The sequence below is a fragment of the Bradyrhizobium sp. S3.2.6 genome (genome assembly GCF_040546885.1).
GTDB lineage: Bacteria > Pseudomonadota > Alphaproteobacteria > Rhizobiales > Xanthobacteraceae > Bradyrhizobium > Bradyrhizobium cytisi.
The window spans coordinates 1-11,815 of the sequence record NZ_JBEPOS010000049.1 but is presented as its reverse complement, the minus strand read 5'-3'; the positions used below and the strand labels follow the sequence as shown (position 1 = coordinate 11,815).

Below are 11,815 nucleotides of genomic sequence, written 5' to 3'. Positions count from 1 at the left end.
GACGGCCATCCCCATAGCCGTATCGAAGACCTCATGCCGTGGCGATTCCGCAAAACGTCAAGCCAGCCTCAATAGGGTTGCGGCTAAGCGCTTACACATGCGCGTAGGCGTGACAGCTAGTTCATACACCCGCCAGCAAGGTACGATGCCCGCCCCTCACGCTGCAGGGATCAAAAAGATGGATGCTGAGGCAAGAACGCTAACCCGCGCGGTCGGTTCGGAGGCCGCTGTCGCTGAGTTCAAGACTATCGCGATATTCTGCGGCCTCGGACCGCTGCTCTTCCTCTCCGCATGAGCTACGGCCCGGATCCGGCAGCCTTCTGCACGGGCGCCGCGGGGCAGATTAGGAAGCGTTCGCCCGCGCCCGTTCGCGCGCCTCGCGTCGACGCACGAGACGGGCGCGTCGCCACCTCGCCCGTTCGGTCGGCTGCGGTAGCCGAGGCAGCGGCGCATCCACCTTCTCGGTCAGCACTGTCTCTATTGGCTTATCGGCGCCAGGACGGGCCTCCATGAATTCCAGCACAGTGCGCCCCTTGGCGGTGATCTTCCAGCCACCGTTTTCGCGCTCGACGAGTCCTTGCGAAAAGATGTCGAGATTCGGAACGAGCGCGGCCAGCCGCTTGGTGCGATCGGTCCACTCTCGACCGCTAGTCGCCAGGATCGCCATGTCGCGCTTTAGGTCGGCCATCATGGCAAATCCGTCCGGGTAGCTCACCAGGATCTTCAGTACCGTGACCTGAAAATTCATCCAGCCCCCCGTCGGCCGTCAGCGCCACATGGTCGGCGCTTGTGAGAGAGCTTCGCGCCCGACCTGCTTGAGGTGGTCCGGAGATTTGTTGCCCCGGGTTGCGGCTTCCAGAATTTTCGAAGCCACGTGGGTACGGGCACCGGTCTCGGACCGGGAGACGTTTTCGCACACCTCGTCCAGGACCGCGCGCACAAAAGTGCGGTGGTGGCAGGATCGAACATGGGGGGCCCCCAGAAGAAAGAACTATCGCAACGCAACCACAAGGGCGTCGAATTTAAGCTTGTTAAGATCCCTAGGACTCTACATCGCGGCCTGGACTTGGCAATAGCAGCGCCAATAGCAACGACCGATAGAAACGAACGATCGGATCATTGACATGATGCCGCCGACGGCAGCTGAAGATTCTCCGATCTATCGAAAGGTAGCCCAACTTGGCTCGCGACGCGCCGTCTGGATAATCCGCCCTAAAGCAGTCGATTGTGCCCGATCAACGTCGTTGCAGCAGTTCGAAATACTTGAGGCGCGATGCCGTTAAGTCAGCCGACCGTGACTCGACTGCGCCGCTTTTCCAAACGCGCGCGCTAAGATTTAGCGCTTACCGGAGTTTGTGCGCAGCGATCTCAGCGCTTTAAGCCTCGTTTACTCCACACAGCAGGCGATCAGCTTGGAGCCAGATGTTGCCGCAGGGCTGGGATCTAACCTGGTCGCGGCGGGGTCCGGCGCCTCGGCGCCCTCGACGAAGCATTAAGCGGGCCGGATCGACGAAGGCGCCTTGAACCGGTAGGCTCCTCTGTTTGGAGATCACGATGCAGCCCACGGCCGAAGACATCGCACTTTTGAAACGCATCCACCTCGATGACATAGCGTGCACATCGAGGGGAATGTCGACCAACGGCCTTACAAGAGGCTGGAGGACCTGGGGTGGCTGACCGGCACGGCCCTATCGCTGCACGATGTTGCCTACAAGCTGACGGACTCGGGCCTAAAGCGCGCACTCGAACTCCAACAAGAAGACTAGGCGGCGGCCAGCGCTCTGGCCTCAGCATTCTTATGAGCCCCCTTCCCGGGCCGTCCGAGCGCCGCTGAGAGCCGTTCGAACAGCAGGGTGCAGATCGCCGCGCGGAGCTGGACGGCCTGGCGGTTAGGCTGCGCTTGGCGCGTGAGGCCGATCAGATCGACGCCGTCGAAAGCCTCAATCCAGCGGAGGCCGAGGTCGGCCCAGACGGGCTGGGCGGCGATCAGGTCCGGACATAGCCCAGATGACTGGCGCCTTAAGAGCGCGTTCGTTGCCGGTCGATTCGGTGATCGTCCGCAGGACCAGGGTCAGATGGCCAGGCCCGTGTTCGTCGAAAATAGCCCCGATCGTGGCGCCGGCGCACGTTTGATTGTTGCCGGGACGAACCGTCGTCGGCACGACTTCGATGCCCATGTCTTGGCAGATGGAGCCCGCGGAAATTGGCGTGGGAGCAATCAGTAGTGCCGATGCCTGGAAAGCCAGACCGCCTGAGCGGCCTAGTTTGACGCCCCGTTCCTCTGAATTGCGGCCTCCGTGCGGTTCGCCGTCGAAAGTAGACCTCGCAATGCCTCTGCGCGGTTCAGCTAAGGGCCGATATTGTTGCAAAAGTCGATTTTCGCCGATGATCAAAATTCTGCGGGCCGTGGGCGCGACTTTCGCGTACAAGATGCGAGGGACCTCACGGCCTCACGCAAAATTCACAGGCGACTTCGGTAACGCGATTGAGGTCATACGAATCAGGGATCGCTCGCTGCTTAGTGTTTTCGCGAAAAATCTTGAGCCCTGCAACTTTCGACTTTTGCAACACAATCGGCCAACAACGGAACGAGGTGTCCTCACAAGTACAGCCACCAACAATCCCGCTTGCCGACAGGCTGACTTTTCGGTTTACATTGGGTGGCGCAACACAAGAGCACTCCCGGCAATTCAGACTAAACCCGGGCGTACAAATCTCCCACGTGGAACCTGAATATGCCTGCCGCCCGGGTTGAGCGACGTCTTGCGGCCGTGCTCGCGGCTGATGTTGCTGGTTACAGTCGCCTCATGGGCGTGGATGAAGAGGGTACGCTAGCGAGGCTGAAGGAGTGCCGGCGGGCGCTTGTCGACCCCAAGATTGCCGAGCACCGCGGCCGGATCGTCAAGACAACCGGCGATGGTATGCTGGTCGAGTTCGCAAGCGCTGTGGATGCGGTTCGATGCGCTGTCGAAGTTCAGCGCGGCATGACGAATGGCAATATGGACGTGCCTGAAACCAAGCGCATCGAATTTCGCATTGGCATTCATGTCGGCGACATCATCATCGACGACAACGATATTTTCGGCGACGGCGTCAATATCGCCGCGCGCCTTGAGGGGATAGCCGATCCCGGCGGCATCTGCATTTCGGACGATGCTCATCGCCAGATCCGGGGTAAAACGGAAATCGCATATGACGACATGGGTCACCAGTCGCTGAAAAACATTTCCGAGCCGATGCGGGCGTGGCGCGCGCGGCCTGCCGGCAAGACCGTGAATCCGCCGCCCGAGGTTGACCGGCCCATGCTTGCGCTACCCGACAAGCCTTCCATCGCGGTGCTGCCCTTTACGAACATGAGCGGCGACGTCGAACAGGAGTATTTTGCCGATGGCATGGTGGAAGACATCATAACTGCCCTGTCACGCATGACGTGGCTATTCGTCATCGCCCGCAATTCGAGCTTCACCTACAAAGGCAAGGCGGTCGACATCAAGCAGGTCGGCCGGGAGTTGGGCGTACGCTACGTGCTGGAGGGCAGCGTTCGTAAGGCCGGAAACAAGGTGCGTATTACAGGGCAGTTGATCGATGCGTCGACTGGAACGCATTTATGGGCGGACCGTTTTGACGGCCGCCTGGAAGACATTTTCGATCTTCAGGACGAAGTGACTACAAACGTTATCGGAGCTATCTCGCCTAAACTCGAACAGGCTGAAATCGAACGCGCCAAGCGCAAGCCGACAGAAAAATTGGCTGCCTACGACTATTTTTTACGGGGTATGGCGAATATCTATCAAGGTACGAAACAGGCCAACCATGAGGCTCTCGGGAACTTTCAGCAAGCGATCAGCGTCGATGAGAATTTTGCCACCGCCTACGGGATGTGTGCGTATTGTTACGTCTGGCGAAAGGCAAATGGTTGGGTAGTCGATCGCGAACAGGAAACTGCTGAAGCGGAGCGTTTGGCCCGCACAGCGGCAAGGCTCGGTACCGACGACCCCGTGGCGCTTTCTCAGGCCGGCTTCGCACTTGCCTTCGTGGTTGGTGCCCTCGACGATGGTACTGCCCTGATCGACCGAGCCCTTGTGCTGAATACCAACCTGGCGATGGCTTGGCGGTTTAGCGGATACGTCAGGGTTTTCCTTGGCGACCCGGATCTCGCGATTGACCATCTGGAACGCGCAATCCGCCTAAGCCCGCTCGATCCGCTCATCTTTATTGTGCAGAACGGTATTGTGCTGGCTCACTTCTTCGCTGTCCGCTACGATGAGGCGCTCTCCTGGGCCCAAAGAACTCTAAGACAGAATCCTAATTATATCGCGGCGATCATTATGGCTGCGGTGAGTGCAGCCATGGTAGGGCGCGATGACGAGGTGCGCAAAGCGGTCGGACGCCTGCACCAGATCGATCCAACTTCGGGTGTCTCCAATTTCGCCCACATGTGGCCGCTGCGCCGTCCCGAGGATTTGGCCGCATTTGATTCCGGCCTCAGCCTCACTGGTCTTCCTGAGTGATCGCACGTTGAATGCTGCGGCATGGGCAGAGATGTCCGTTCAGGGTCTTGGTCGTGTAAAAACGGTGCCTAAGGGTATCTGGCCCGAAAGGCAGGAGACTCGCAGGTCTCAGGCCGTGATCGCAGCGATCAGCGGCTTGATTCCGACGATGTTCATGACCCTTGTTAGATTGTAGGCCAGAACCGAAAGAGCCATCTCGGCGGCTACTTTCGGAAGCGTTTTGGTCAGGAAGTGTGTCGCGCCCATGCGGGCCTTCATTGTGCCGAACTGATGCTCGACGGTCTCGCGACGTTGACGCATAGCCATCGGGTTCGCATCAAGGCGCTGCTGCACAGCATCGAGCAGATGCTCATGCTCCCATCGAGGAACCTGACAAGGCGGCCGTCACTGGAGCGAGACCATAAAGTCTGCTGGGCTTTGTGGCAGAAGCGTTTGACGGAAGCCAAGATCTGGTCTGCGGACTTGGTCCATTTGAAGGGCTTCGGGTTATTGTTGTGCAGTTCGATGAAGGTACGGATGTCGGCCTCGAGCTGCCTGACGGAGGTGTGAACACCTCGCTGGATTTGCTTTCTGGTGAGCTCAGCGAACCAGCGCTCGATCTGATTGATCCATGACGCGGAGTCCGCGTGAAGTGGACATGATAGTGTGGCCGGCGAGCGAGCCACGCTTTGATCTTGGGTGTCTTGTGGGTGGCGTAGTTGTCCATGACGATATGGACAGCGAGCCCCTCAGGGATTTGAGCGTCGATCTCTTTGAAGAACTTCAAGAACTCGACCGCCCGATGGCGCTTGTAGTATTTGCCAATGACAAAGCCGGAAGCGACATCGAGCGCGACAAACAGCGTGGTCGCACCATGCCGCACATAGCTGTGGGTGCGACGTTTCCGGCAGGCCCGGCATCATCGGCAGGACCGGCTGCTCGCGATCCAGGGCCTGGATCTGGCTCTTCTCGTCGATGCTGAGGACAAGGGCTCGGTTCGGTGGGGACAGGTAAAGCCCGACAATATCGCGGACCTTGTCGACGAACAGCGGGTCGCTCGACAGCTTGAATGTCTGGCTGCGGTGCGGCTGCAGGCCGAACGCCGTCCACATTCGGCGGATCGTGGTGTGAGAAAAGCCAGTTTCCGCAGCCATCGAGCGGATCGACCAGTGCGTCGCGTCGCGCGGCGTCGTACGCAATTTCCGCTCGATTACCTCAGCAACCTGATCGTCGTTGATGGTTCGAGGGCGGCCAGGGCGGGCCTCGTCAAGCAGGCCATCACAGCGATCCTTCAAAAATCGGCGGCGCCACTTACCAACCGCGTGTTCGTGGAGGCCGAGTTCGGCAGCCACGGACGTGCTTGGCAAGCCATCCGCACACCGCAGGATCGCGCGGCAGCGCTCTGATAGCGATCGGGCAACGCGATGACGACGAACTTGCCTCTCCAAGTACGCCCGCTCCTGCGGGCTAAGAACCAGCGGCGCGATCGGCCGGCCTCGCTCACCTGCATTCGCCACGAGCACTCTCCTCTGTAGAGATTGGAGCTATCAACTAATGTGACGCGTTCCATATGACTAGGACAACACCGGGTGGCGCAGAAGCCATCGGTGTCGCTAGCTGCCCTTCTCAAATTCAACGCGAAAGAACCGGGAAGGCGTCGGGTCTGGCCGTCATCCGGCACATTGCAGCGCGGGCAGGCGCCCCCTCAATCCGGTTAATCTTTGATTCACAAATGTTGGTGCGGCAGGTTTGCTCCAGCGTAGGATGCTCTCACCGGGGCTGGCTGCATATTTCACTTAGATCTTTTTACCCGGCATTTTTGATACGGCGCGGGCCGCAGCAGTATCCCTGCTGCGGCCTTTGCTGTTCAGCAGCAAAGCTGTCACCGTCGGCCACTCGTAAATTTCCCGGGCTGACGGGCCGTCAGCTTGATCCTTACAGACCGCGGGGAGGCCGCCCACATTATTTATCCGTCTGAGCAAAATTGAACAGGCAGGATTGTTGATGCGGTTCAGTCTAAGGGTATGGGCCCGAAAACAGAATCCCTGACCGCTGAAGAGTTCGCTTCGCTGCTTGTGGTTGGCAACGTGCCCCCAAATGGCCCCTCACCCGTAATCCCGGTTGCACACAGCGACCGGTTGATTGCTCTCGGCTACATGGTCCATCTGCGTGACCGGCTCAGAATGACCACAAACGGGCGCGTTCGGATATACGCGGGGCAACTCGCGACCGCTTGAATGTCTTATCCGGCGGCGCACTGAGCCTAGGAAAATTCGGCAATCAGCTCTGTTCACTTCCGCACCCCGGCTATACGGTTTCCCCTTCGGGAACGGAGTAGCTGCAATGAAAGACATGCAGGCTCAGTTGGAAAAGCTCCGCACAGATGCGGCCGAGTGCGCCCTCATCCGCGACTTGGCGACCGACCCAAAGAAACGAGAGCTTTTCACGAGGTTGGCCGATCACCTCACGGTTCTCGCCACAGAAGTTGAACGCGCAATCGCGGACAGTGTGAAGTGCACCTGATGAAGGCGGCTGCGGGCGGCCTTTCGAGTATCCGATTGAGGTCGACGGCCGCAAGCTGGTGACGCTGCGCGATGCCGGCGAGTACATCGCGGCGCTGCCGAAGAAGGAGCACGCCGCGCCGGAATGGCAGGCGGCGATGCAGGCCCATCCTGGCCGAGGGTGGCCGCCCGACGCTGTTCGCACGGATCGGCATCTGCGGGCGTTGAACCGTGGGAAGTAGGCGTCGCCATCGGCTGCCTGATGCGCACTGGCGTCGCGCACCTCAGTTGGATCGCTGAGCGCGCGACTGCTTGACGTTGCTTGACACCACTCGATCATAGGCTTCGAGTGCCGCCTCCGTCGCCAACTTAACCATTTCTCGGTAGGCGCCTTGGTGCACTTGTGTGAAACTTTCACGGATAGCTTCGGCCAGATCTTCGTCCGTTACTGCTGCGAGCCTTGGCGTGGTTTGACCAAGTGAGGTGGCCGTACAAATTCAGGCGGTACACTTCAACCGCAAGCTGCCAGGCCCAATCTTCAAGTCTTAGCAATTAAATCACTGTCCTTTACGTTGGGGGAAGCGCTAGGCGCCGGATCGACAGATAGCCGATGCAAATCACAGGGGAAACCAACCCACGTTAGAACGGTTCCGGCCTACAAATTCAGGTGGATCTGGCAAAAAACTAGCAGGGTATACCCCTATGCCTAAGTTCCACTTCAAGCTCGTCGACACTCACATCGTTTCCGATCATGGAGTGCACGAGTTGCCCGACGAGACAGCCGCTCAGATCGAAGCGCTGAGGCTTGTGCGTTCGCTCCGCGAAACGCGCCCCGAACTTATCGGCCGCGACTGCTCGATCTCCGTGATCGACGGACACGGCAACCGCGTTTGCATTATTCCGGTCGATGCCGTCTGATTCCGTCCCGGACTTCAACCGAAGGGCAAAGAGCCGCATTGGGGTCGGCGCAAGCTGAAGAAGGATCAATGACCGTCTTCGTGTACGTGAACACCGCCAAGCAGGTCGGCGACATTGATCACACCAAGATCTTCGCCACGGTCGAGGCCGCGGAAATCTGGTTCGAGGAGAACGACCCGAGGGCGTGGCGTTCGAGTACAACGTGATAGGCCCACCAGTTCGCTAACGCCGCCAAATTTCTGATAACCGAAAAAGCCCCAGTCCGGGGCTGGCGGGACCGAGGCTTTTCGCTGTCGCGCCTACTCAGTACGCGCGCAACTCATCGTCATCCAACTGTCACAAAAAACCGTGTCCTAATTTGGGGAGCCGGATGTCCTAATTAGGACGGCACCCAATCGCAAGAAAACTGGATCGCGGTGGACCATGTCCGCCTTCGTCGGAAGACAAGGCGTAATACTGTCCATGTCAAATCGCCATCCATTCGGCAACAGTCCGCCAGGTTCCACTAACGGGAACAACAATTTACGTTGCGCCGTAGGCACACAGGCATAGCATCGCCGATACCGGGGCTGGTCCATATTTCACCTATTTTTTTGACCCGGCGCGGCCGCAGCGTCGAAAGGTGCTGCGGCCCTTTTGCATATGCAAAGCTTGCCGGCATGAACCGCGCCCTTTGCCAATTTCTCGTCTATATTCGGGCTAGAGGTGAGCAAGTGATCAACATTGTCGCGTGGTCTAACCATGCCATTTTGGACACTTTCACAAACCATCAAGGCGGTTCTAGTCTTGCTCACCGTCTATTTCCCGGTCGCGCTTTATTTGAAACACAGCTACGTCCCGGAGCCGGACCCGCCGAAGGTCGCGCAGTTGTCGGGGCCGTTCCGAAGGGTCAACGAGACTGCATGGCGAGTTGACTTGCCACCAAAGCTCGATGCAATCGCAGACTTCGACTTGGGCCCGTCAAGATCTACCCTTGTCGTTTTAGAAAACGGTCGCCCGCTGGGCCACCGCACGCAGGCTGGAACGCGATCAATGGCAGTTATTGGCATCGGCGGGGTGAAGGCCTCATTTTTTCCGCCAGCGACAACAGCGATCCCAACACCACGGGCGGACCTACTCGGTCACTTGGCAATGAGTCAGGCTCGTCAGCGTGAACCGGCGGGCCTCGTGTCTACCGCTTCAGCCGCCCGGCGGTGTGCCGCCAGCCGGCGCGCCTGTGGGCTAGCTGGCGGCTTTCCCCACACCCACGAGCGGCGGTGGCCCGCGCTGTCGACGAGCTACCTCACGCCCTGCCGCCTGCCGGATAAGAACGGGTGAACTCCCCTTGGCGCTTGATGCGGTTGTAACGGAACGTGCAGCCATGCGCCCGGGCAAAGACTTCCGCCTCTGCAATCGCGATGGCACGCGTGCCGCCAAACGCGCGCTCGATGTACCGGTCCCGAATAATCAATTTCTGGTCCGACCCGACGTCATCCAAAACCGTCGCAAGCTTAAGCAGGAAGTCTTCGCGCGTCTCCATGGAGACAAACAATGCAACGGCGAACGCCCGAATGCCAGCCAGGAGCTATGAAGGGCGAACCTCGCCGTCGCAAACCGTGGACTCTTTTTTCCACACCCACGACGCGCAGTAGCTCGAGCGCTCCGAGTCCCCAACGCATTGCCGGCCACTAGCGCACATACCTAGCCTCTTCGCGCGGTTCGTTTCCTCAAATGCCTTCGCCACGACGTCTGGCCGATGCTTCGCCTTGATCTCCCATGCGACCTTGAAGCGGCCCTTCGCTTCATCGAGCGAGCCAGCGTCCCCAAAAGGAAGCCCGGGAAGTGTTACGACGCAGGTCCAAAGCCAGAGCCCGGGGGAGCGTTCGCTGGCGTAGCGGATGCGCCCGACTGGCTGCCGGTCCTCGTGGACCGTGTAATCATCCGGGCCGATCTTCCGCAGAGTAAGAGGCATCGTGCTTGCCGCAGGCTAGAAACGAAATAAAACCGGGCGGCTTACACGGTGCCAATTAAACCTCTCCGGACCAGCGCGGAGGAACCGGCGTCCTCACTGCGCCGTTTCTGTCTTGCTAGCTTGCCGAAGCTGGCGGAGCGGCCCCGGCGTACCCCAAAGGCCAACCCCGAAGCCGGGGCCGTCTCTCCACGGAGTGGCGTTCGAGGACGACGTGATAAGCTCGGCAGTTCGCTAGAGGTCGCCCATTGAGGTGGCCTTAGTGCTTCTCACTAGTCACTTTTCCCCTAATAATAAAGCGGGTTCGCTCACCGTCGGATACCTCTGTACTGAGAAACGTATTCGCCTGCGGGCGCATGATTTTTCTAAGAAGGCCGGGGGCGCGGCGAACAGCATAAGTGCAGGCTTCAGCCGCGTTGGCAAATTCACGGCCCTTCTGGTCCTTCGCCATTTGTTGCCCGTTGATGTACTGCCGAATATAGAACCGGGGCATGATGTTCACCCTTCTGCGCTGCGCCCATGCGAGACAAAACAGTCGGAGCACAGACGGGTTGCTGTCGGGTAGCCGACTTAAGGGACCCAAATTATAGGCAGGACCATCCGGCCACCAAACTAGGCCTCTGCGGTTTCAAAAAAGGCCACTGAGGTCGGAAACAGGCCAGCGCGTTACCCCTTATCCTCGGTCCAGCTGTGGCTCCCGCACTCGCATTTGAACATGCGTACCGTTCGTCCAGTGAGAGAGTCGAGCATCGACCGAACCAGCGCCGGCTTCTTGCCGCACTCGTTGCAGGATCGCATGGGGTTGGGGTCGTAGCTGGAAAATACTTGGTTTTTAAAATCGCGGTCCCGTTGAGCGATTCGCTAAGTCCCAAAGTGTACACTTGCTCCATGGCGGCCTTACTTCGCGGAGACAGTTTCAACCGCCTCGCGTTTCGCAAGAGCCTCGGCGGTTTCTGCCCGCTCTAGCCATTCGGCGGCAAACAAGAGCCACTGAGCTTTCGAGGACGGGTCGCGCGTCATGCCAGCCTGCCTGCGGCACTCCTCATACTCGCGACGGAACTTGGCTGCCTCATCGAACATGGCGCCGAACTTGGGCTCGCTAAATCCAAGGATACGTTTGAACCGCGATGCAATCTTAGCGATGACGCTCAAGAGCGCAAGAGGATCAGGTTTGGCCATGCACCAAGGTACGGCGCCCCCCGGTGATGGCTTGATCCAAATCAGGTGACTGCCAAATTCAATTTAGGCCACCAGGGATTAAAACAGGCCGGTACCGACTTTTGGAGCTTCGCTCATTGGCAACTTGCCGGACGGGCCTTCTAGGTAGTGGCATTCCTCTCGGCCTTAGACACCGCTTCGATCAGGACCGGGCACTTTTCGTATTCCTTAGCATCGCCCGCAACAGTACCGCGAAGCTCCCAGCATTCGCCGCCGTCAAAGAACCACTTGGTAGAGCCAATGGCGACGATCACCTGGCATTTGGGGCACCGCACCTGCATCTGCCAAATATGCACGCAGATTCGGTCTCTTTCCAGTCATACCTCCAAGCAAACCGGGCAAGAAGGATTGACAGAAAGGGGCCTCGGGGGAGTGACCCTGAGGCCGAAGACTACCTTCCCATTGCATCGGGCTTATAAGCCAGACTGCGCCCGATGCTCGGATCTAACGATTCCCCTGAGCCGGCCAAGGCGATACTAATACCCGAGGAAAACCTTCGGCGGAAGCGGCTGCGGATTGAGCGAGACGCGATCGAGGGTCGATGACTGATGAACGTGCTGGAAGTGGTTCACAATACTGAGCTGGTCCCGTTTGTCTGAACAGAATCTCCGCGTCGATAAGTGGAGCCTCTGCCGGGGTTAGGCTGCCGCGCGGAGCGGCGGAAGGTTGAAGTAGGCTTGATCCGGGGTCATGTCGTCAAGACTCGAATGCGGACGTCGTCCGTTGTAAAAATCGAGATA

At 59.0% G+C, this 11,815-nt stretch carries 10 protein-coding genes and 3 pseudogenes; 6 read left to right on the top strand and 7 right to left on the bottom strand.

Annotated features, from left to right (window positions below; translation table 11 throughout):
- On the top strand, positions 1 to 295 hold a 295-nt coding region (locus ABID58_RS36945), incomplete at its 5' end, for a hypothetical protein (RefSeq protein WP_354037745.1).
- Positions 296 to 343: 48 nt separating this feature from the next.
- Here ABID58_RS36945 and ABID58_RS36940 read toward each other — a convergent pair.
- Positions 344 to 748: a hypothetical protein gene (locus ABID58_RS36940; protein ID WP_354037744.1), complete on the bottom strand. Its 405-nt coding sequence runs from the start codon at positions 746 to 748 to the stop codon at positions 344 to 346.
- Positions 749 to 766: 18 nt separating this feature from the next.
- Positions 767 to 969 (bottom strand): annotated as a pseudogene (locus tag ABID58_RS36935) (hypothetical protein).
- Positions 970 to 1,613: 644 nt separating this feature from the next.
- Here ABID58_RS36935 and ABID58_RS37505 point away from each other — a divergent pair.
- Both ABID58_RS37505 and ABID58_RS36930 read left to right on the top strand, forming a co-directional pair.
- On the top strand, positions 1,614 to 1,766 hold the full coding sequence (locus ABID58_RS37505) for a hypothetical protein (protein WP_502916462.1): 153 nt from the start codon (positions 1,614 to 1,616) through the stop codon (positions 1,764 to 1,766).
- A 969-nt stretch (positions 1,767 to 2,735) separates the two neighbouring features.
- Positions 2,736 to 4,511, top strand: a complete 1,776-nt coding sequence (locus tag ABID58_RS36930; RefSeq protein ID WP_354037743.1) for an adenylate/guanylate cyclase domain-containing protein — start codon at positions 2,736 to 2,738, stop codon at positions 4,509 to 4,511.
- A 108-nt stretch (positions 4,512 to 4,619) separates the two neighbouring features.
- On the opposite strand, the pseudogene ABID58_RS36925 reads toward ABID58_RS36930, so the two are convergent.
- Positions 4,620 to 4,883: pseudogene (locus tag ABID58_RS36925) on the bottom strand (transposase); the annotation flags it as partial.
- Between the two features lie 29 nt (positions 4,884 to 4,912).
- Positions 4,913 to 6,007: pseudogene (locus ABID58_RS36920) on the bottom strand (IS630 family transposase); the annotation flags it as partial.
- Between the two features lie 826 nt (positions 6,008 to 6,833).
- On the opposite strand from ABID58_RS36920, the gene ABID58_RS36915 reads away from it, so the two are divergent.
- From ABID58_RS36915 to ABID58_RS36905, 3 genes are all read left to right on the top strand, one after another.
- On the top strand, positions 6,834 to 7,013 hold the full coding sequence (locus tag ABID58_RS36915) for a hypothetical protein (RefSeq protein WP_354037742.1): 180 nt from the start codon (positions 6,834 to 6,836) through the stop codon (positions 7,011 to 7,013).
- Positions 7,014 to 7,693: 680 nt separating this feature from the next.
- Positions 7,694 to 7,909: a DUF6894 family protein gene (locus ABID58_RS36910; RefSeq protein ID WP_354037741.1), complete on the top strand. Its 216-nt coding sequence runs from the start codon at positions 7,694 to 7,696 to the stop codon at positions 7,907 to 7,909.
- Between the two features lie 68 nt (positions 7,910 to 7,977).
- Positions 7,978 to 8,115: a hypothetical protein gene (locus ABID58_RS36905; RefSeq protein ID WP_354037740.1), complete on the top strand. Its 138-nt coding sequence runs from the start codon at positions 7,978 to 7,980 to the stop codon at positions 8,113 to 8,115.
- A 1,076-nt stretch (positions 8,116 to 9,191) separates the two neighbouring features.
- Here the strand turns inward: ABID58_RS36905 and ABID58_RS36900 are convergent.
- From ABID58_RS36900 to ABID58_RS36890, 3 genes are all read right to left on the bottom strand, one after another.
- Positions 9,192 to 9,428, bottom strand: a complete 237-nt coding sequence (locus tag ABID58_RS36900; RefSeq protein WP_354037739.1) for a hypothetical protein — start codon at positions 9,426 to 9,428, stop codon at positions 9,192 to 9,194.
- A 688-nt stretch (positions 9,429 to 10,116) separates the two neighbouring features.
- Positions 10,117 to 10,350, bottom strand: a complete 234-nt coding sequence (locus ABID58_RS36895) for a DUF6894 family protein (RefSeq protein WP_354037738.1) — start codon at positions 10,348 to 10,350, stop codon at positions 10,117 to 10,119.
- 404 nt (positions 10,351 to 10,754) lie between these two features.
- A complete protein-coding gene (locus ABID58_RS36890) occupies positions 10,755 to 11,036 on the bottom strand; it encodes a hypothetical protein (protein WP_354037737.1) in 282 nt (93 codons plus the stop codon).
- Between the last annotated feature and the right edge of the window lie 779 nt (positions 11,037 to 11,815).